This window comes from Polaromonas sp. (assembly GCF_035638815.1).
Lineage (GTDB): Bacteria > Pseudomonadota > Gammaproteobacteria > Burkholderiales > Burkholderiaceae_C > Polaromonas.
Window position 1 is genome coordinate 142,580 of the sequence record NZ_DASQZG010000003.1, and the last position, 19,025, is coordinate 161,604.

Consider the following 19,025-nt stretch of genomic DNA (forward strand, 5'->3'; position numbering starts at 1 on the left):
TAAAAACGGCCTTTTCAATCCGCTGAAAGGCCGGGATGGGACGATAGCACGCTGGCCCGTAAAATCGGTCGCGGCAGGCAATCTAAAGGTACACATGACAACGCAAGATCAAAATGCGCCCCTTGTTGGCGTGGTGATGGGCTCCAGCAGCGACTGGAGCACCATGCAACATGCCGTGCAAATCCTTCAGCAGTTCGGCGTGGCGCACGAGGCACGTGTGGTGTCGGCGCACCGCATGCCGGATGAGCTGTTTGCCTATGCTGAGCAAGCCGCCGGGCGCGGGCTGATGGCCATCATTGCCGGCGCGGGCGGCGCTGCCCACCTGCCGGGCATGCTGGCCGCAAAGACTGCCATCCCCATCCTCGGTGTGCCGGTTGCCAGCAACCATTTGCAAGGCGTTGATTCCCTGCACAGCATTGTGCAAATGCCCAAGGGCGTGCCGGTGGCCACCTTCGCCATTGGTAATGCCGGGGCAGCCAACGCGGCGCTTTTTGCCGTGGCCATGCTGGCTACGCACAATAAGAGCCTTGCCGACAAGCTGCAGGCTTTCCGTGCCGAGCAAACCGCTGCCGCGCGCGCCATGACACTGCCGCCCGCATGAGCCCCATTTTTCCTGATGCGCAATTGCCGTCCGGGCAGCCCGCAACGCTGGGTGTCATGGGTGGTGGCCAGCTGGGGCGCATGTTTGTTCATGCGGCGCAGCGCCTGGGGTATGTCACGGCCGTGCTGGATCCGGATCCGCAGAGTCCTGCCGGGCTGGTCAGTCACCACCACATTCAAACCGGCTACAGCGACGCGCATGGCCTTGCACAACTTTCCGCGCTGTGTGACGCCGTAACAACCGAGTTTGAAAACGTGCCTGCCGATGCGCTGGCCACGCTGGCCACGCAGCGGCCTGTGGCGCCGGGCTCAGCCGCGGTCGGCATTGCGCAAGACCGCATTCAGGAAAAAGCGCATTTTGAAGCCTGCGCCAACGTCTCTGGCGTGCGTTGCGCGCCTCACGCAGTCATCGAGACCGCAGAGCAGCTCAAGGCAGTGAGCCCGGATCTGCTGCCGGGCATCCTGAAAACCGCGCGGATGGGGTATGACGGCAAAGGGCAGGTGCGCGTCAAAGACCTTGCCGAGCTGGCAGTGGCTTGGGCCGCCTTCAAGGGCACCCCTTGCGTGCTGGAAAAGCTGTTGCCCCTCAAGGCCGAGTGCTCAGTCATCGTTGCGCGCGGCTGGGAAGGCGCCGTGGTCAGCTTTGCGCCCCAGCGCAACGTGCACCGCGACGGCATACTCGCTGTTACCCATGCTTATGAGTCAAATCTGCCTGTTGCCCTTTCAGAACGGGCGCGAACAGCTACTAAATCCATAGCAAATCATATTGGCTACGTCGGCGTTCTCTGCGTCGAATTTTTTGTGATCGACGACGGCAGTGAGCATGGCGGTCTTGTCGTCAACGAAATGGCGCCGCGCCCGCACAACAGCGGCCACCACACCATGGACGCCTGCGATGTCTCGCAGTTTGATCTGCAAGTCCATGCCATGGCCGGCTTGCCGCTGCCTCAGCCGCGCCAGCATTCGCCCGCGATCATGCTCAACCTCCTGGGCGATATCTGGTTTGATTCCGCGGGTCAGGACCGCGCGCCCAACTGGCAGTCCGTGCTGGCCTTGCCCGGTACGCATCTGCATTTGTACGGCAAGCGCCATGCTCGGCCCGGCCGCAAGATGGGGCATCTCAACATCACCGGTGCCGACATCGCTGGTGTGAAAGCCACTGCGCGCAAGGCAGCAAGCATTCTGGGTCTGCCCGGACTTGAAGACATTTGATGGTTTTGCCCGGCACCGATCCAGAAGCCGTTCTTGAAGCCGCGCGCCGCATTCAGGCTGGCGGGCTTGTTGGTTTTCCAACCGAGACGGTGTACGGGCTGGGCGCTGACGCTTCCAGCGACCGCGCAGTTGCCGGCATTTTTGCGGCCAAGGGCCGCCCCGCCGACCATCCCCTGATTGTTCATGTGGCCAGCCAGGAGCAGGTTGATATTTATGCCAGCAGCGTGCCGGCTTTTGCGCAACGCTTGATCAAGGCTTTCTGGCCCGGCCCGCTCACGGTCATCTTGCCGCGCAGGCCCGGTGTGGGCACGGCCGCCGCAGGTGGGCAAGACTCCATCGGCTTGCGTTGCCCGTCTCACCCCGTGGCGCAGGCCCTGCTGCGCGCCTGCAACACCGGGGTGGCCGCGCCCAGCGCCAACCGCTTTGGCCGCGTCAGCCCAACTACTGCGCGCCATGTCAGCGAAGAACTGGGCGACGACTTGCTTGTGCTCGACGGCGGGCCTTGCGAGGTCGGAATCGAATCCAGCATTGTGGATTGCACGCGCGGCCGCCCCGTGCTGCTGCGCCCCGGTGTGCTGACCCGGGACCAGCTCGAAGCCGCTTGCGGCGAAGCGATCCTTGGCAATGAGGAATTGACTGCAAACGGGGAGGCTGCACCGCGGGCTTCCGGCACGCTGGAGGCGCACTATGCACCCAATGCCAAGGTGCGTTTAATGGACGCTGGCGCCATTCAGGCCGGTTTGGACCTGCTTGGCGCCGACGCGGCCCACATCGCGGTGTATGCCCGCACGATTGTTCGCATCAAGTCCGAGCAGGTTTTATACCGCCGCATGCCGGATGACGCTGGCGCCACGGCGCAGCAGTTGTTCGCCGTGCTGCGCGATTTCGACGCCAAAGGCGTCAAGCTGATCTGGATAGAGCAGCCGCCGCCCGCGGCCGAGTGGGACGGTGTGCAGGACCGGCTGGCGCGTGCCTCCGCAGCTTGACGGACCGCCGACCAGCGGTGCATAGTGGTTCCATGGCTGGATAGGCCAAATAAAGGATGGTCATGGATGAAATCATGTTGATGTCGGCAAGCCCCAGGAATTGACATGGCCGACCCCTCCGAAGATCTGGCCGCCGCAAGGCAAACCATTGCAGCGCTTGAAGCGCAACTGCGCCAGCGCAGTGCTGACCTTGCAGCCGCCAGCAAGGAGCTGGAGTCTTTTTCCTATTCGGTTTCGCATGATTTGCGGGCACCGCTGAGCACCATAGACGGCTTCAGCCGTTTGCTTGAAAACGCCGTTACCAGTGGCAATGCCGAACGCGGCAAGCACTACTTACAGCGCATCCGGCTGGGCGTTGCCAACATGAACGAGCTGTTGGGCGCCTTGCTCGTGGTTTCGCGCCTGTCCCGCGCCGAGATGGTTGTGCAAACCGTCGACTTGGGTGCGCTGGCCCATAGCGCTTTTGCCGCGTTGCAGGAAGCCGAGCCCGAGCGCGCGGTACAGGTAGAGGTGCAGGCTGGACTTATGGCCCGGGGCGATCCCGCCCTGCTGAAGCAGCTGATCGACCATCTGGCGGGCAATGCGTGGAAGTTCACCTCCAAAAAGGAAAGAGCCCAGGTTGTTGTCGGCAGCCGGGTGGAGCCTGATGGCGCGACCGCGTATTTCTTCAACGACAACGGCGCTGGTTTTGACATGAGCCAGGCGGACAAGCTGTTTGGCATCTTCCAGCGCCTGCATGTGTCCTCGGATTTTCCGGGCTTGGGCGCCGGGCTGGCAACCGTGCAGCGCATTGTGATGCGCCATGGGGGCAAGGTGTGGGCAGAAGCGGCGCCAGATCAGGGCGCTACTATCTATTTCACGCTGGACGGCCGCCCATAGCGGTGCTTCATCAAGAGAATGGCCAGCGCCAGCATCAGCGTGATTGCGTTGGCGCCAACGATGGGCCATGCACGCAAGGTGATTCCGTAGGCCAGCCATAAAGCCGACCCCAGCGTGAACACGCTGTACATGCCCAAAGAAATGCCGCTGACGTCCCGCGTTTTGAAGGTGTGCCAGGCCTGCGGCAAGAAACTCATTGTTGTCAGGCAGGCGGCGAAATAGCCGAGCAGCTCTGTCCATTCGATCATGTTGTCGTTCTTTTCAAAGTGATTGTTCAAGCGCGGGCTGTCAACGCTCCTGCACAGCCCACTGAATCAGCGCGTCAAGCGCTGGCCGGGCTGCGCCTGCATTGGGATGGTTGACGATGCCAACCACGATGTAACGCGCGCCGCTGGCACCATTGGCATAACCGGCGACTGCGGTCACGTCGCGAAGGGAGCCGGTTTTTACAAACGCCTGGCCGGCCACCACTTTGGCGCGTTCGCGCATGGTGGCGTCAGTACCCGCAATCGGCAGGGAATCGAGCAGATCCTGCGCAACCCGGCTTTGCGCGGCGTGCTGCAGCATGCCTGCGAGGCTGGCCGCGCTGACACGCTCGATGCGGCTCAGGCCCGAGCCGTTATCGACGACCGGCGCGGGCAATTGCGGTATCGATTTTCTCCACCAGGCACCCAGTGCGGCGCGACCGGTCTCTGGCGTGCCCTGCGGGTTGGGCCCGGGCTGCGCTTGCCGGCCCAGCGTGAGAAACAAGTGCTGCGCCATCACGTTGTTTGAGAACTTGTTCACGTCCCGCACGATGTCGCGCAGCGGCAGTGACGGCGAATCCAGTCGCAGCTGCGCCTTGTCGCCTGACAGCGTCCCCCGGGCGCGCAGCAGGGCAAGTTCTGCTGCGGTGGCGTCCCGCACGCTGCCTGTCAGCAGGCCACCCAGCGTGCGCCAGGATCCCTCAATGGCGCGGGCGGCGTAACTGTCGGGCTCGGCGTACGCTGTGGGCCAAACCCTGTCGCCACAGGCCGAAGAATAGCTGCCTGCAAATTGCAGACGATTGGGGTTCTCAACGCTGGCACGCAACTCACTGCGCCAGTCGCCGCAGCGCGCTACACGCACGAGGGGGACGCTGTCGTCAATCACCAGTCCGGCCATAGGGGGGTCCACACGCACAAGCGCGCGTCCCTGAGCCAGGTCCGGCGAAAAGCTCATGACCAGCGATTTGAAGTTGATCAGCAATGCATCTGGCCGCGCGTTGTAGGGCCGTAGCGGCTCGCCGTCGAACTCGCCCGCGTCCAGAAGGGGCACCTGAAAGGCGCTGCGGTCCAGCACGATGTCTCCGCGAATCACCTTGACGCCGCTGGCCTGCACCTGCATCAGCAAGGCCTGCAGGCGCTCCACCACCAGCTTGGGGTCGCCGCCGCCGCGGATCACCAGGTTGCCGCGCAGCATACCGTCCGCCACGCTGCCATCCATGATCACGCGGGTGGTCCAGGTGAACTGAGGCCCGAGAACATCCAGCGCTGCGTAAGTGGTCACCAGCTTCATGACAGACGCCGGATTCATGGGAACCGTGCTGCGATGGCTCAGTCGGGGCGGCTGCGCCCCCGTGGCATCCACCACCAACAGGGTGACAGCCTCACGCGGGACCTGCGCGCGTGCAAGAGCCTTTTCAACGGCTGGGGGAAGCGGTGATTTCTGGGCGTGGGCTGCTGTGCAGAACACAGACAGGAAGGCAATGGCCTTCAGGCCACGAGAAAAATGCAAAAAACCCATGACACGATTATCTGTGCTCTGCGTCCGCCCGTCAGGACGTGCGGCCCTTAACCGGATAATCAGTACATGCGGGGTCGGCGCGACCTCTGCCCATCACCTCCTACCCTTCATGAAACTCCTTGCGTTTGACACCAGCACCGACAGCATGGCGATTGCCGTGAGCGATGGCGAGCGTGTCTGGCAGCACACCGGGCCGGGTGGGGCGAAAGCCTCCAGCACACTGATCCCGGCCATTCTGGAGTTGCTCGGGCAGGCTGGACTGCCACTTAATCAGCTTGATGCTCTGGCTTTTGGCCGTGGACCGGGATCGTTTACAGGCCTGCGCACCGCCTGCGCCGTGGCGCAAGGGCTGGCCCTGGGCGCCGGCATTCCCGTGCTGCCGGTTGATACCCTTCTCGCTGTGGCCGAAGAGGCGCGTTTTGAGGCCGGTGCCCCCGCGGATCTGCAGGTTACGGCGATGCTGGATGCCCGCATGGACGAAATCTATGTGCAACAGTTTGTTTGCAACGCGGGGCAGTGGGCGGCCGCGTCTGCTTGTGCCCTGATCCGGCCAGAAAACCTGGCGCTTTCCAAGGACAAGGTGCTGGCAGGCAATGTCTTTGCGGTGTATGCGAGCCGCCTGCCCCCCATCCCGGAAACGGTGCAACGCGTGACGGCGCTGCCCACAGCGACCGCTTTGCTACGCCTGGCGCCGGCCTTGCTGGCCCGGGGCGAAAGTGTTGCTGCGGCACATGCGCTGCCGCTCTACATTCGGGATAAAGTAGCACTGACCACCGAAGAGCGTGCACGCATCAAAGCCGATGCCGCAGCGGTGGCCAACGGATAATTTTTTACCAACCATGAGCGCTGTTCTCAAACCCCTGGAAGCCCAGTTCGAAGCCATGACCCCGGCATCGTTCGAGGCGGTTCTGCGGGTTGAGCACGCTGTGTACGCCCATCCGTGGTCGGCGGGCAATTTCGGCGACTCGATTCAGGCCGGCTACCAGGCGCAGTTGCTCACGGCCGGTGTCCCGGGCGAAAGCGAGTTGCTGGGCTACTTTGTGGCCATGAAGGGCGTGGACGAAGTACATCTGCTCAACATCACCGTGGCACCCGTGCACCAGCGCATGGGCTGGGCCCGTGTGATGCTGGACGCACTGGTGATCTGGTCGCGCGGGCAGGGCGCGCAGTGGTTGTGGCTGGAGGTGCGCATCAGCAATACCCGCGCACGGGCTGTTTACGAGCGTTATGGTTTTCGCCACGTCGGAACCCGGCGCGACTATTACCCCGACGGCGAGTCGAAACGCGAGGACGCCATTGTCATGAGTCTGGCTTTGTGAGGCCGATGCTGTGAGCCTGGACCTGGACAAAAGACAACGCGCCATGCTGCGCGAGATGGGTGTGCGCGTCTGGCAGCCGCAGCCAGCGGCGAGTGAGGCGGCCGCCACTCAAGCTGCGAATGCTATTAATACGATAGCTAATGCCGCCCGTCCTCAAGGGGCGGAAGCCCGATTTGATTCAAAACCACCTGTGATGGCGCCCCAAACGGCGCCGGCGGGCGTTTCTGTCCCACCGCCCCTGCAAGACGTGTCCGCGCCTCGGGACATTCTGGGCATTGAGCGCATGGATTGGCCTGCGCTCCAGGCGGCAGTGGCGGGTTGCACCGCCTGCGCGCTTTGCCAAGGCCGCAAAAACACGGTCTTTGGCGTCGGTCCTCTGGCGCCAGTTGATTGGCTGATTGTGGGCGAGGCTCCCGGAGAAAACGAAGACCTCGCCGGCGAACCCTTTGTGGGCCAGGCGGGCAAGCTGCTGGACAACATGCTGCAGGCCATGCGGCTGCAGCGCGGCAACGATAACGCCGTGCCCAAAGCGGGCGTGTCAAAAAGCGTTTTCATCACGAATGTGCTGAAATGCCGGCCGCCTGCCAACCGCAACCCTGAGCCTTCCGAGGTGGCGCAATGCGCACCGTATTTGAAACGCCAGGTCGAGCTGCTGCAACCCAAAATGATTTTGGCTCTAGGCAAATTCGCGGCGCATTCGTTGCTGCAAGCTAGCGTGCCTGAGGTGGAGAAGATTCCACTGGGCAAGTTGCGCGGTCAGGTCCACCGCTATCTGGGCGTGCCGGTGGTTGTCACCTATCACCCGGCGTATCTGCTGCGCAGCCTGCCCGACAAGGCCAAAGCCTGGGACGATATGTGCCTGGCTCTAAGTGTGGCCCCCACGATCGTTCGCTCCGCGTAACTCCCTGCCCCCCGAGGGGGCCGCTGCGTCTGCGGCCCGGCAAAGCCGGTTCCGCGGCCCCGGCTGGTAAAGAGAGCCTTGACGTTGCCCCTTTTATTTGGCTGCTGCGCGTGAAGGCGCCAGCACCGATGCAATCGCCACCACCATCAGCACCACAGCGGCCCAGTCCTGCCAGTGCAATACCTCGCCCAACCAAACCGCGCCCGAGAACACGCCGAGGATGGGGATCATCATCACGCTCAGGGTCGAGGCCACGGGTGGAAGGCTGCGCGCCAGAAAATACCACGCGGCGTGGGCAAAGCCGAAGATCAGCACCGCGTTGTAGGCGATGGCCCCCCAAGTGGAGGTGGAGGGTGCCTTCCACTGCGGCATCTCAAACAGCGCGCTCAGCACGCCCAGCACCACGCCTGTCATCACGGTCATCCAGAAAGAAATGGTCAGTGTTGCCACCGGCATGGTGGTGTTGCGCAGCTTGTGTGTGCCCAGCGCCCAGGTCGCAGCGCCTATCAGCGCGCAGACCACGGCAACCGGTCTGCCGGTCAGGGCTGTGAGCTCGTGCCACAGCAGCAGGGACACCCCCAGCGCAGCAGCGGCCACACCCAGCCAGCTGCGGGCCTTCAGGCGGTTGCCAAAAAACCAGGCACCCAGCAGCGCTGAAAAAATCGGCATGGTGTAACCCAGAATTGCCGCGCGCCCGCTGCTTAGCTGCTTGACGGCGAGAATGACCAGCACATGCCAGACAAACATGTTGGCAAACGCCAGCCAGAACAGCTCGCGAAATCGCTCACGCGGTATGAAAAATGGCACCTTCATCACGACCAGTGCCAGCCCCAACACCGGTACGCCCAGCCAGATCGATATGGCCCGAAATGTCAGCGGCGGGAAGTCCGCCACGCCCAGTTTCATGACCGGCCAGTTAAAGCCCCAGACCAGCGTCAGCAGGATCAGCATGATGAGTTGTTGACGGGTCAGTTGCATGGGGTGCGGTTCCTGGTCGGTGCGGGCGTATTGTCGCCCTTAAGCTGGCGGCGGGGTTCTTGTCGGGCTTCTTACAATAAGTGATGACTTTTCTAGACATGCTCGGCGCGGCTGAGCGCCAGAACAACTCCATGCTCTGCGTCGGCCTCGACCCGGAGCCCACCAGATTTCCGGGCAAGCTCAAGGGCGACGCCAGCAAGATTTACGATTTTTGCGCGGCGATTGTCGATGCCACGGCCGATCTCGTCATCGCCTTCAAACCACAAATCGCCTACTTTGCGGCCCACCGTGCTGAGGGCCGACTTGAGCGCCTGATGGAGCACATGCGCCGGGTCGCCCCGCAAGTGCCGATCATTCTGGACGCCAAGCGTGGCGACATCGGCAGCACTGCCGAGCAATATGCCATTGAAGCTTTTGAACGCTACGGCGCCGATGCGGTGACGCTGTCGCCGTTCATGGGTTTTGATTCGGTTGCGCCGTATCTCAAACATGAAGGTAAGGGGGCGTTCCTTTTGTGTCGCACCTCCAATCCGGGCGGGGATGACTTGCAGAATCAGCGCTTGGCTTCGATTGAAGGCCAGCCCCTTCTTTACGAACACGTCGCCCGCCTCGCGCAAGGCCCCTGGAATCTGAATGGCCAGCTCGGTCTGGTCGTGGGTGCCACTTACCCGGCAGAAATCGAACGTGTGCGGGCCGTGGCGCCCACCTTGCCGCTGCTGATTCCCGGCGTGGGCGCGCAGGGCGGCGACGCGGTGGCAACTGTTAAAGCCGGTTGGCGGCCAGGCGCGCCCATCATCGTCAACTCGTCGCGCTCCATCATTTATGCATCGTCGGGGGATGACTTTGCTGACGCGGCCCGGCGTGAGGCCATCAAGACGCGAGATGTGTTGCAGGCTGCTCGGGGCTGAGCTTGTAGTTGCCTGCGCGGGCCTGTCATCCCGGACCCCGGATCGAGTCCGGGGGAGGCCAGATCCGGGATCCATATTGGTGAGCTTCGTGCATCCTGGGTTCGCCAACAAGCCGGGTCTCGCCCCGGCGGGCGACTCCCTTTTCTTTGCGTCGCCAAAGAAAAGGAAGCAAAATAAAGGCGACCCTGCTGTCTGCGTCCCGCGGCGATGCTACGGGCAACCTGCGGTGCTCGGTTCAGCCGGGGTCTGACACAAACTCGCCTTCGGCTCAAACAAGTGTCAGCCCTGATCCGTCTGAACCTGCGCTCCTCGGCGCATACAGAAGGGTTTGGGAAACTGGGATCGAAAACGGGTTCGGACCATGGGACCGTCATTCATGCACGTGTCAGTGAGCACACGCGGCCAAATGAAGTCCCCCTCCATCGCCCGGCGGGGCGAGGGAGGGGCTAGGGGTGGGAGTGGGGAGTCAGACCTACTGTCCAGAGCGAGCGAGAAAGCGTGACGCTAAAAAATCAATGCGCAACAGTAAACCGCTTCTGCACATGCCGCGGCGCTTCGATCTCATCCACAATCGATACCGCCAGGTCAGGCACTGAAATTCCAGCTGGTTGACCGCCCTGGCCCGGCAGCAGTTCATCCGCGCCGAGGCGGTATTTGCCGGTGCGCTCGCCCGGTGCCAGGCCGATCGGGGGCGAGACAAAACTCCAGTCGAGCGTGTTTTCTTTCTGGAGCCGGTTCAGTGCTTCACGTGCGGCCAGCGCGCCCTGCTTGTACTGGGGGGGAAATTCCGGCGTGTCGACCAGCTGCACGCCCGGTGCCACATACAGACTGCCCGCGCCGCCGACCACCAGCAGGCGTTTGACACCCGCTTTTTTCACGCCTTCAACAATCGCATCGCTGGCCTGCAGATGCACGTCGTGAATTTTCGGCTCGCTCCAGCCCGGGTTGTAGGCGCTGATCACGGCGTCGTGGCCAGTCACGGCTTCGGCGACCTGATTCGCGTCGAGGGCGTCTGCCTGGACGGCCGTCAGCCCGGCTTTGGCGGGGAGCTTGGCAGGCGTGCGGGCCAGCACGGTGACTTTGTGACCGCGGCTGAGCAGTTCCGCCAGGACTGGTGAGCCGATAAAACCGGTGGCGCCAATGAGTGCGATGTTCATGAGATTTCCTTGGTTGGTTACAGAAGCAGCAAGTTTGCTTGCTTCACAAAACTGTGAATAGTCGGCAAAATTGGCTAACACTGTGAAGTAAAACTAACTAATGACTGAAAAATTCATTGATCAACTCAAGCGCATGGCAGTTTTTGCCGAGGTGGTTTCGTGTGGGTCCATGACAACTGCCGCACGCCAGCTGGGCATGACACCCTCGGCAGTGAGTCAGCATGTGCGGCAGCTGGAACAGTCCTTGGGACTGGCCCTGCTGCACCGCTCTACCCGGCGTCTGACCCTGACAGAGGCGGGCGAGCGCTACCGCACTGGTTGCGCTGCCATGGTGGCTGCCGCCCGGTCGGCTGAGCAGGCGCTGGTGCGGCTGCGGGACGAACCCGAAGGCGAGCTGCGGCTGGCTGCGCCTATGGGTTTTGGTGGCTTGCTGGCCGCCGCGCTGGCCCCGCTGCGCGGCTATCCCAAGCTGAAGCTTCGTCTCCTGCTGGACGACACCCTGATTGATTTGATTGAGCAGCGGGTGGACATCGCGTTGCGGGTCGGGGCCATGACGGATTCGTCACTGGTGGCGCGCAAGCTGGGCAGCATGGGGCGGCAATTGTGCGCGTCACCGGCCTATCTGGCAGAGCGCGGCTGGCCGGCGGAGCCCGGTGATTTGCTTCAGCACGACTGGCTGTCCTGGCTCCCCAGTAAGTCGTCAGGGGCCAGCGGCGATGTACTTGAGCTTGAAGGTCCCAATGGTCAACGTCAAACCTTCAGACTGGAGGCGCGTGCGCAGGCTTCGCAAGTCACGGCATTACATGCGCTTTGTGTAGCGGGCTGGGGTGTCGGGATGGCCGTGAGTGATGAGGACCACAAGGCGCTGGTTGATGGGCGCCTGTTGCCCATTCTGCCGGGCTGGCGCCTGACGGATGTCCCGGTTTATGCCGTTACTCCGCGACGGGGTGATCAGCCCGCCAAAGTGCGGCACACACTCGAGCTGCTGACCGGCTACTTCAGCCGCAGTTCTACAGCGGCGCCCCGCCCAGCGCCGTAGCGGTGAAAGCCACGCGGCGCGTGTTGCCGGCCTTGACGGCCCAGTGCGTGCCCCGGTCCGATACCTTGACGTGGCCCTGCGTGCTCACAGGCTCGCCGACATAACGTGACTTGGGCAGCAGCCAGACCATTTCGTCCAGGCTGTGGGGGTGACTTGCTTCAAAGCGGGAAACACCGGCCGCATCACGCTGCTCGGTCCAGGCAACGGCTTGCCGGGTGGTCATGAAATCGGCCAGCCGCGTCATGGTGTACCAGCGAAACTGTTCCGGACCCTTGGCTTTGGCATAAGCCAGCAGGTCTTGCAGCACATCAGGCCAGACATTGGCGCCGTTCGGGTGCATGTAGATCATGCGGGTGGTGTTGTGATTAACCGCAAAGTCCACGGACTCGCGATACCAGTTGATAACCTCTTCCTTGGGCACCTTGTTGGTCTGAAATTCTTCAAAGGTGGCGTAGCGTCCCGCGGGTGTGACCGGGAAAACCCACAAACCCGGGTTGCGCAACTGGCCTTCGCGGTATTGGCGGGTAGGCCCCAGCCCGGTGTGGCCGCCAAAGTACACCGCCACCACACCTTGCTGCTCCAGCCAGTCCATGGCCCAGGTGGGGTTGTTACCTACTGGCGGGGAATACTGCCGCATGGGTGGACCAAAGGCCCAGTTGATGAAATTCCTGATTTTTTCAACGACAGGCAGCAGGATGGTGGGAATCGCCGGCGGGACTGCCGATGTGAAGCCCAGATACGGGCGCAAGCCATGGCTCACTGTGTTTCGGATGGAGGCCACGTTTTTTTCCAGATAGGGCAGAAAGGTGGCGCGGTTGGATTCGTCGGCACTCAGGCCGTAGTAGTCGTGGTTCCATCCGCCATGGCTGCCGATGGCGTGGCCTTTTTTGGCAAAGCGCCGCAAGATGTCCTGGGCGATGGGGTTGTTGTCCAGGTTCCAGCCTTTGCCGTCACCATCCGTCACCGCATCCGGGCCGGCCGTCATGTCAATGGAGAAAGGCCCGTCGTCAAAGATGCCGAGTTTTTCCAGCGTCAAGGTTGGTTGCTGCGCAGTGAACGAGTCCAGATGCCAGTCCAGCGTGAGCCCGGCCACGCCATTGGGCACGGCTGAAAGCTGCGGCAGTTGCAAAACATTGTTTGCAAAGTAGTGCAAAAAGCCGTGCAAGGGCAGCCCGTCGGTACGCACCACCTTGAGGTACGTCAGTGGCAAGTTGACAAACAGCACCTGCCCGCGGCCGACCTTGTTCACGCCGGCAACCAGCCCGGCCTGCGGCGATGTTGCCAGCGTTTTGCCTGAATAGGCACCGCGCGTGACAAAGCTGGAATAACTTAGCCCGCCGAGCAGGTAACCGCTGAAGGTTTCCAGCACATCGCCGGGCATGGACGCCACGGGTTGGCGCTCGTCGGCGGGTGCCGAAGAGGGGGGCGTGCTCTGCGGGATATAAGCCGTGGCTGCTTCAAGCGGGGGGGCGGCCGCAGTCCCGGCTGCCGGCTCGGGAGCGGACGCTGCGGCCGACGGGGCAGGCGCGGCCCCCTCAGGCGCGGTTTCAGCCACGTGCGGGATTGACTTGCCGGGCGGGACCTGCAGGGCGCGCATCGTGCTTCGCATGGCACTCACCGGCCCTACGACCGTGCTTTTTTCGCGCAACACGTCGTACAGCCCGTAGTCCACGCCAGCCATGTCGCTCAACCTGGCCCGCGGAATGGGGTAGGTGGGCTTCTGATTGCCGTCCAGCGCAAAGATGCCGAAGTCGTGCACCAGCAGCGTGTTGCCACCGGCGTTGGTGTAGTTCCGGATGGCCGTGAGCAAGGCCTCACTGGCGATGGGGTGCAGCACGTCGGGCAACACCAGCCCGGCATATTTCAAGGCTTCTGGCCCAAGCGTCAGGAACTGGCGGTCGGTCACCGCTTGCAGACGCACGCCGCCTTCAGAAGCCGCGTCGATCCAGGCCGTGACGTGGGGCGAAGACAGCTTCTGGCCATCTGGCACCAGGAGCATCAGCAGGCCCGGGTCAGGCCCGGCCAGGGGCGTGTCGGCAACAGGGGCGTCTGCACGTTCTGGTGCACTGGCCGTGGGCTGATGCTCCGCGCAGCCGCTCAACGCTGCGATCAGCAGCACTGAGATGAAAGAGTTCAGGAGGGCGTTAAACGATAAAAATCGGCGGATGGGTAAAAGCGACAGAGGCATTAGGGGCAAGCGAAGTCATGGATTCCGGGCGCGCAATGGCAATGGAGGCACTCATCAACGCGATACCGGTAAAGCCTAACCGCAGCTTTACCTGCCCCCCGGCGGTATGACCGGCCACGCCTGTAGGACAGCACGCCGTCCGGCCTTGACCTGGAGCTATGACATGCTGCGCGCAGCATCCAGGTGCGCTTTCACCCGTTGCGCCAGCGCAATGTCCCCAGGTGTGTCTGGCCGCCATGGTGTTACAGGAATGGCCTGGCCGTCAGGGTCAACAGCAACAAAGACCACCAGGCATTCGGTGATGACATGCATCTCGCCGGTTTTCATGTCCCCGGCGCGTACCTCCACCGCAATATTCATGCTGGTGCGACCTGTGTAGGCCAGTCGAGCCTGCACTTCTACCAGGTCACCGATCATGATGGGGCGCTGAAAGCGGATGCTGCCCACCGATACGGTGACGCAATAAAGCTTGGCCCAGCTTGTGGCGCAGGCATAACCGGCCTCGTCAATCCACTTCATGACGGTGCCGCCATGGACTTTTCCGCCAAAGTTGACGGTGCTGGGTTCGGCCAGAAAGCGCAGGGTGATGGAGGACATGGGAATTGCCTGAAAAATAAGTCCCTCATTATCCGGACTTTAGGAGCGTGCTTTGTCCGATCCCGGCCCCTCTATAAGGGCCTGGCTCGCCAAACAGTTTGGGGCGTCAGCTATGCACTGCGAGGCGAGCGGGAGCGTCCGGCAGAGCGGCAATGCGCTTGTGCATCAGGAAAAACCACAGCGGGGGGAGCATGGCCAGCAGCAGGCAGCCGGCGTAACCCGTGGGGAGTTGTGGGCCGGGCAGGGCCTGCAGCGTTGCATACGGTTTCCAGGCATGCATGTGGTGGTCAGAGTGGCGTTGCAGGTTGGCCAGCAGCGAGTTGCTGACCACATGATCGGCATTCCAGGCGTGCATCACGCCAAACGCCTCCCTACGCCCGCCTTCGCTGCTGCGGCGCAGGCCGTAGTGCTCGATGTAGTTCACGACTTCCAGCAACAAAAAGGCAACCGTAGATTGCAGCGCGAAAAATGCTATGAATTTAATAGCTGTGTGCGCAGGTAGATAAAGGGCAGGAAGCACAAAAAGCATCAAGGATCCAAGCGCGCTCCAGGCCAGCGGGCTGCGCAGCCAGCTGGATTTGAACTGGGCAATACGCTGGGCTTCCAGTTGCCAGCCACTGGCGAGACTGCCCCAGAGCGTGCGCGGTAAAAACCGGTACAGGCTTTCACCAAGGCGGGCAGACGCCGGGTCATCCTGCGTGGCGGCGCGCGGGTGGTGGCCCCTGTAATGCTCCACCATGAAATGGCCATAACAAACGCTGCTCATCAGCAGCCAGCCGCAAAAACGGTCAACCCGTGATTTGCTGTGGCCCAGCTCGTGCGCAAAGGTGATGCCTTGCGAGCCAGTGACAAAACCCACGCTGAACGCCACGCCCATCACGGTCAGCCAGTCGCCGTGCACGGCGGCATAAGCACCCGTTGCAATCAGCGCTATTTGCAGCAGCACGTACAGACGCAACACCGTTTGAAAATACACGAGGCTCGCGCCGGAGGGCATGGGGGCGGGCGAACGTTGAGCGCCGGGCGCAAAAGCATCCAGCAGGGCAATGCCCCACCACACGGCCAGGGTCAAAAGAGCGGACTGTGCTGGGTGCGTAAAAATGCCGACGATAGTCAGCAGCGGCAGCAGCCAGGCCAGGAGGAAACGCAGGTCGGAAGGGCGCATGGGGGCGACTTTCTCACGTCGCGCCGGGGCTGGCAAATTTTCTTGCGGGTGCTGGGGCAAAGCCGGCCGGCAGTCCGCGATGCGATGCTATGAAATACGTAGCAAACTTTGCCCGTGGTTAAAGGGCGAAGTGCCAAAACCTTCGCGTCAGGCGCGCGAGCGACCCTTTTTAGAGCAAACGCTGCAGGTAACGCCCGGTGTGGCTGGCCGGGTTCGCGGCAATATCTTCTGGCGTGCCCACGCCGACCACGGTGCCACCGCCATCGCCGCCTTCGGGCCCCATGTCGATCAGCCAGTCGGCGGTTTTGATGACATCCAGGTTGTGCTCGATCACCACAATCGTGTTCCCCGCATCGCGCAGCTGATGCAGCACCTTGAGCAGCAAATCGATGTCGGCGAAATGCAGGCCGGTGGTGGGTTCGTCCAGGATGTACAGCGTGCGGCCGGTGTCGCGTTTGGACAGCTCCAGTGCCAGCTTGACGCGCTGCGCCTCGCCTCCTGACAGCGTGGTCGCGGCCTGGCCAAGCTTGATGTAAGACAGGCCGACATCCAGCAGCGTGTGCAGCTTGCGCGAGATGGTTGGCACCGCCTTGAAGAACTCGGCCGCCACCTCGACCGTTAGGTCCAGAATCTGGGCGATGTTTTTGCCCTTGTACTGGACCTCCAGCGTTTCGCGGTTGTAACGCATGCCCTTGCAGACGTCGCAGGGCACATAGACGTCCGGCAGGAAGTGCATCTCCACCTTGACAACGCCGTCGCCCTGGCAGGCTTCACAGCGGCCCCCGGCCACGTTGAAACTGAAGCGGCCGGCGCCGTAACCGCGCTCCCGCGCCGTGTTCATCTCGGCCATCAGTTCGCGGATCGGCGTGAACAGGCCGGTGTAGGTGGCCGGGTTGCTGCGTGGTGTGCGGCCAATCGGCGACTGGTCCACATTGATGACCTTGTCGAAATGCTCGATACCTTCCACCGCTTCATGCGCGGCGGGTTCGTCGTGTGCCCGGTACAGCGTGCGCGCCACCGCGGCGTACAAGGTGTCGTTCACCAGTGTTGATTTGCCCGATCCGGACACGCCTGTGACGCAGGTCAGCAGTCCGACTGGAAAATCAACGCTGACATTTTTGAGGTTGTGGCCGCTGGCGCCGACGATGCGGATGGCCTGCATGTCGCCCTGGGTCAGCAGATGCGCTGCCTCGCGCGCTGCGCGTTTCAAGCCTGCGGCGCTGGGGGCAAACTTTGATGGCTTCTTTGGGTCGCGGAAGGGCGCTTTCTCCACCGTCGTCAGCCAGGGCGTACGGCGCTTGGGTACGGCAATCGCGAGGGTTCCTGCGAGGTATTTACCGGTCAACGAGTTGGTGTTAGCCACCACATCGGCATAGCTGCCCTGTGCCATCACGCGGCCGCCGTGAACACCCGCGCCCGGGCCCATGTCAATCACATGGTCGGCCGCGCGGATCATGTCTTCGTCATGCTCGACCACCAGCACACTGTTGCCAATGTCGCGCAGGTGTTTCAGGGTGCCGATCAGCCGGTCATTGTCACGCTGGTGCAGGCCTATGCTGGGCTCGTCCAGCACATACATCACGCCGGTCAGGCCGGAGCCGATTTGTGAGGCCAGGCGGATGCGCTGCGACTCACCGCCCGACAGCGTTTCGGCGCTGCGGTCCAGGCTCAGGTAATTCAAACCCACGTCGTTGAGGAATTTCAGGCGCAGGCCAATCTCGCGCACAACCTTGCCCGCAATTTCGGCTTTGGCGCCTTCCATCCGCAAGGCGTTGAAGTAGTCAAAGCTTTCGCGGAGCGTGGCGCGGCTGATCTCAAAGATGGCCTTGCGGGCCGGCGCGGTGCCGTCAGCAGGGGCAGAACTGACCAGGTACACGTGGCGCGCTTCGCTGCGCAGGCGCGTGCCTTCGCACTCCGGGCAGGGCTGCACGCTGCGGTAACGCGACAGCTCTTCACGCACTGCGGCCGAATCGGTCTCGCGGTAGCGCCGTTCAAAGTTGGTGATTACGCCCTCAAAAGGGTGCTTTTTGTTGATCTTCTTGCCGGCAAAGTTGCCGGAGTCCATCACATAGCTAAACTTGATTTCTTCTTCGCCCGAGCCATGCAGTACGACTTGTTGTACGTCAGCGGGCAGGTTTTCGAAAGCCGTGTCCAGGTCGAACTTGTAATGTTTGGCCAGGCTTTCCAGCATCGAGAAGTAGTAGCCGTTGCGGCGGTCCCAACCCTTGACGGCCCCGCTGGCAAGACTTAACGACGGGAAGGCCACCACCCGTGTCGGGTCAAAAAACTCCATGTGGCCCAGGCCGTCGCAGCTCGGGCAGGCGCCCACCGGCGAGTTGAACGAAAACAGCCGCGGCTCCATCTCGCTGAGTGAATAGCTGCACACCGGGCAGGAGAACTTGGCGCTGAAGAGGTGCTCTTTGCCTGAATCCATTTCCAGCGCAAGAGCCTTTCCGTCGGCCAGGCGTAGCGCCGCTTCAAAACTTTCAGCCAGGCGCTGCTGCATGTCGGGCCGCACCTTGAGGCGGTCAATCACCACATCAATATTGTGTTTCTCCGCTTTCTTCAGCTTGGGCAGTTCGTCAAATTCATACGCCTGACCGTCCACGCGAAAACGCACATAACCCTGGGCCTGCATTTCGGCAAACAGCTCGACAAATTCGCCTTTGCGCTCACGCGCAACGGGCGCCAGGATCATCAGCTTGGTGTCTTCCGGCAGCGCCAGCACATGGTCCACCATCTCGCTCACGCTTTGAGCCTGCAGCGGCAAGTCGTGGGCTGGGCAGTAGGGCGTGCCAGCGCGCGCAAACAGAAGGCGCAGGTAGTCATGAATCTCGGTGACTGTACCGACAGTAGAGCGCGGGTTGTGTGAGGTCGCCTTCTGCTCAATGGAGATCGCTGGCGACAGGCCTTCGATCATGTCCACATCGGGCTTGTCCATCAGCTGTAAAAACTGCCGCGCGTAAGTGCTCAGACTCTCCACATAACGGCGCTGACCTTCGGCGTAGAGGGTGTCAAAGGCCAGACTGGACTTGCCGGAGCCGCTCAGGCCCGTGATCACCACCAGCTGGTTGCGCGGAATATCCAGGTCAATGTTCTTGAGGTTGTGGGTACGCGCACCGCGAATGCTGATCCGCTGCGCAGCCAGGGCCTGCGCCAGATAACGGCCCGCGTCTAGGTCGTTCGCCTGCTTGCCGTCGCTGGCGGGCAGCAGGTATTTGCCGTCGGTAGAAGAGTTCACTGTTTGGGGCGCCGCAAAACCCACCATCATAGACGGATGAGTGGTTTTTGGTGCCCGCCCGTCTACTTGCCGGATGCAAGGGCCAATTCAA

Annotated in this window: 17 protein-coding genes; 9 read left to right on the forward strand and 8 right to left on the reverse strand. The window is 62.3% G+C overall.

The window, feature by feature from the left end; translation table 11 throughout:
- Positions 1-94: 94 nt before the first annotated feature.
- The 4 genes from purE (at position 95) to VE934_RS01495 (ending at position 3,677) form a co-directional block, all read left to right on the forward strand.
- Positions 95-601, forward strand: coding sequence for a 5-(carboxyamino)imidazole ribonucleotide mutase (gene purE, locus VE934_RS01480; protein WP_324883605.1), 507 nt, complete (start codon positions 95-97; stop codon positions 599-601).
- Positions 598-1,812: a 5-(carboxyamino)imidazole ribonucleotide synthase gene (locus tag VE934_RS01485; protein ID WP_324883607.1), complete on the forward strand. Its 1,215-nt coding sequence runs from the start codon at positions 598-600 to the stop codon at positions 1,810-1,812. Before purE ends, VE934_RS01485 begins: the two co-directional genes overlap by 4 nt.
- Positions 1,812-2,798 carry an L-threonylcarbamoyladenylate synthase gene (locus VE934_RS01490; protein ID WP_324883609.1) on the forward strand — a complete coding sequence of 329 codons (987 nt, stop codon included), beginning with the start codon at positions 1,812-1,814 and terminating at the stop codon, positions 2,796-2,798. The genes VE934_RS01485 and VE934_RS01490 overlap by 1 nt, the downstream gene beginning before the upstream one ends.
- A gap of 105 nt (positions 2,799-2,903) precedes the next feature.
- Positions 2,904-3,677 (forward strand): sensor histidine kinase, encoded by a 774-nt coding sequence (locus tag VE934_RS01495; protein WP_324883610.1) that lies wholly within the window; start codon positions 2,904-2,906, stop codon positions 3,675-3,677.
- Here VE934_RS01495 and VE934_RS01500 read toward each other — a convergent pair.
- Positions 3,650-3,925 carry a SemiSWEET family sugar transporter gene (locus tag VE934_RS01500; protein ID WP_414693794.1) on the reverse strand — a complete coding sequence of 92 codons (276 nt, stop codon included), beginning with the start codon at positions 3,923-3,925 and terminating at the stop codon, positions 3,650-3,652. The two genes, VE934_RS01495 and VE934_RS01500, sit on opposite strands and share 28 nt — an antisense overlap.
- Positions 3,926-3,965: 40 nt before the next feature.
- The gene (gene dacB / locus VE934_RS01505) at positions 3,966-5,441 is read right to left on the reverse strand and encodes a D-alanyl-D-alanine carboxypeptidase/D-alanyl-D-alanine endopeptidase (RefSeq protein ID WP_324883612.1); all 1,476 of its coding nucleotides are present in this window, start codon (positions 5,439-5,441) and stop codon (positions 3,966-3,968) included.
- A 109-nt stretch (positions 5,442-5,550) separates the two neighbouring features.
- Between dacB and tsaB the strand changes: the two genes are divergently transcribed.
- Genes tsaB through VE934_RS01520 form a run of 3 tightly spaced genes read left to right on the forward strand, consistent with a single transcriptional unit; the run spans position 5,551 to position 7,661 of the window.
- On the forward strand, positions 5,551-6,267 hold the full coding sequence (tsaB, locus tag VE934_RS01510) for a tRNA (adenosine(37)-N6)-threonylcarbamoyltransferase complex dimerization subunit type 1 TsaB (protein ID WP_324883614.1): 717 nt from the start codon (positions 5,551-5,553) through the stop codon (positions 6,265-6,267).
- A 13-nt stretch (positions 6,268-6,280) separates the two neighbouring features.
- Positions 6,281-6,760, forward strand: a complete 480-nt coding sequence (gene rimI, locus VE934_RS01515; RefSeq protein ID WP_324883616.1) for a ribosomal protein S18-alanine N-acetyltransferase — start codon at positions 6,281-6,283, stop codon at positions 6,758-6,760.
- Between the two features lie 10 nt (positions 6,761-6,770).
- A complete protein-coding gene (locus VE934_RS01520) occupies positions 6,771-7,661 on the forward strand; it encodes a uracil-DNA glycosylase (protein WP_414693790.1) in 891 nt (296 codons plus the stop codon).
- Between the two features lie 93 nt (positions 7,662-7,754).
- Here VE934_RS01520 and VE934_RS01525 read toward each other — a convergent pair whose 3' ends face one another.
- Complete coding sequence (locus VE934_RS01525; protein WP_324883618.1) at positions 7,755-8,639, reverse strand: DMT family transporter; 885 nt, start codon at positions 8,637-8,639, stop codon at positions 7,755-7,757.
- Between the two features lie 83 nt (positions 8,640-8,722).
- On the opposite strand from VE934_RS01525, the gene pyrF reads away from it, so the two are divergent.
- Positions 8,723-9,547 carry an orotidine-5'-phosphate decarboxylase gene (pyrF, locus tag VE934_RS01530; RefSeq protein WP_324883620.1) on the forward strand — a complete coding sequence of 275 codons (825 nt, stop codon included), beginning with the start codon at positions 8,723-8,725 and terminating at the stop codon, positions 9,545-9,547.
- A 512-nt stretch (positions 9,548-10,059) separates the two neighbouring features.
- On the opposite strand, the gene VE934_RS01535 is transcribed toward pyrF, so the two are convergent.
- A complete protein-coding gene (locus VE934_RS01535) occupies positions 10,060-10,704 on the reverse strand; it encodes an NAD(P)-dependent oxidoreductase (protein ID WP_324883622.1) in 645 nt (214 codons plus the stop codon).
- Between the two features lie 100 nt (positions 10,705-10,804).
- Here VE934_RS01535 and VE934_RS01540 point away from each other — a divergent pair, with 100 nt between their 5' ends.
- Complete coding sequence (locus VE934_RS01540; protein ID WP_324883624.1) at positions 10,805-11,743, forward strand: LysR substrate-binding domain-containing protein; 939 nt, start codon at positions 10,805-10,807, stop codon at positions 11,741-11,743.
- Here VE934_RS01540 and VE934_RS01545 read toward each other — a convergent pair.
- The 4 genes from VE934_RS01545 to uvrA all read right to left on the reverse strand — a co-directional run bounded on the left by VE934_RS01545 (position 11,715) and on the right by uvrA (position 18,961).
- On the reverse strand, positions 11,715-13,862 hold the full coding sequence (locus tag VE934_RS01545; RefSeq protein WP_324883626.1) for a hypothetical protein: 2,148 nt from the start codon (positions 13,860-13,862) through the stop codon (positions 11,715-11,717). The genes VE934_RS01540 and VE934_RS01545 overlap by 29 nt on opposite strands.
- A 225-nt stretch (positions 13,863-14,087) precedes the next feature.
- Positions 14,088-14,528, reverse strand: coding sequence for an acyl-CoA thioesterase (locus VE934_RS01550; RefSeq protein ID WP_324883628.1), 441 nt, complete (start codon positions 14,526-14,528; stop codon positions 14,088-14,090).
- 106 nt (positions 14,529-14,634) lie between these two features.
- Positions 14,635-15,693 carry an alkane 1-monooxygenase gene (locus VE934_RS01555; RefSeq protein WP_324883630.1) on the reverse strand — a complete coding sequence of 353 codons (1,059 nt, stop codon included), beginning with the start codon at positions 15,691-15,693 and terminating at the stop codon, positions 14,635-14,637.
- 169 nt (positions 15,694-15,862) lie between these two features.
- A complete protein-coding gene (gene uvrA, locus VE934_RS01560) occupies positions 15,863-18,961 on the reverse strand; it encodes an excinuclease ABC subunit UvrA (RefSeq protein ID WP_324883701.1) in 3,099 nt (1,032 codons plus the stop codon).
- Between the last annotated feature and the right edge of the window lie 64 nt (positions 18,962-19,025).

Coding starts and splice junctions, on each gene's coding strand:
- purE (WP_324883605.1), top strand. CDS start 95: ATGACAACGCAAGATCAAAATGCGCCCCTTGTTGGCGTGGTGATGGGC.
- VE934_RS01485 (WP_324883607.1), top strand. CDS start 598: ATGAGCCCCATTTTTCCTGATGCGCAATTGCCGTCCGGGCAGCCCGCA.
- VE934_RS01490 (WP_324883609.1), top strand. CDS start 1,812: ATGGTTTTGCCCGGCACCGATCCAGAAGCCGTTCTTGAAGCCGCGCGC.
- VE934_RS01495 (WP_324883610.1), top strand. CDS start 2,904: ATGGCCGACCCCTCCGAAGATCTGGCCGCCGCAAGGCAAACCATTGCA.
- VE934_RS01500 (WP_414693794.1), bottom strand. CDS start 3,925: ATGATCGAATGGACAGAGCTGCTCGGCTATTTCGCCGCCTGCCTGACA.
- dacB (WP_324883612.1), bottom strand. CDS start 5,441: ATGGGTTTTTTGCATTTTTCTCGTGGCCTGAAGGCCATTGCCTTCCTG.
- tsaB (WP_324883614.1), top strand. CDS start 5,551: ATGAAACTCCTTGCGTTTGACACCAGCACCGACAGCATGGCGATTGCC.
- rimI (WP_324883616.1), top strand. CDS start 6,281: ATGAGCGCTGTTCTCAAACCCCTGGAAGCCCAGTTCGAAGCCATGACC.
- VE934_RS01525 (WP_324883618.1), bottom strand. CDS start 8,639: ATGCAACTGACCCGTCAACAACTCATCATGCTGATCCTGCTGACGCTG.
- pyrF (WP_324883620.1), top strand. CDS start 8,723: ATGACTTTTCTAGACATGCTCGGCGCGGCTGAGCGCCAGAACAACTCC.
- VE934_RS01535 (WP_324883622.1), bottom strand. CDS start 10,704: ATGAACATCGCACTCATTGGCGCCACCGGTTTTATCGGCTCACCAGTC.
- VE934_RS01540 (WP_324883624.1), top strand. CDS start 10,805: ATGACTGAAAAATTCATTGATCAACTCAAGCGCATGGCAGTTTTTGCC.
- VE934_RS01550 (WP_324883628.1), bottom strand. CDS start 14,528: ATGTCCTCCATCACCCTGCGCTTTCTGGCCGAACCCAGCACCGTCAAC.
- VE934_RS01555 (WP_324883630.1), bottom strand. CDS start 15,693: ATGCGCCCTTCCGACCTGCGTTTCCTCCTGGCCTGGCTGCTGCCGCTG.
- uvrA (WP_324883701.1), bottom strand. CDS start 18,961: ATGGTGGGTTTTGCGGCGCCCCAAACAGTGAACTCTTCTACCGACGGC.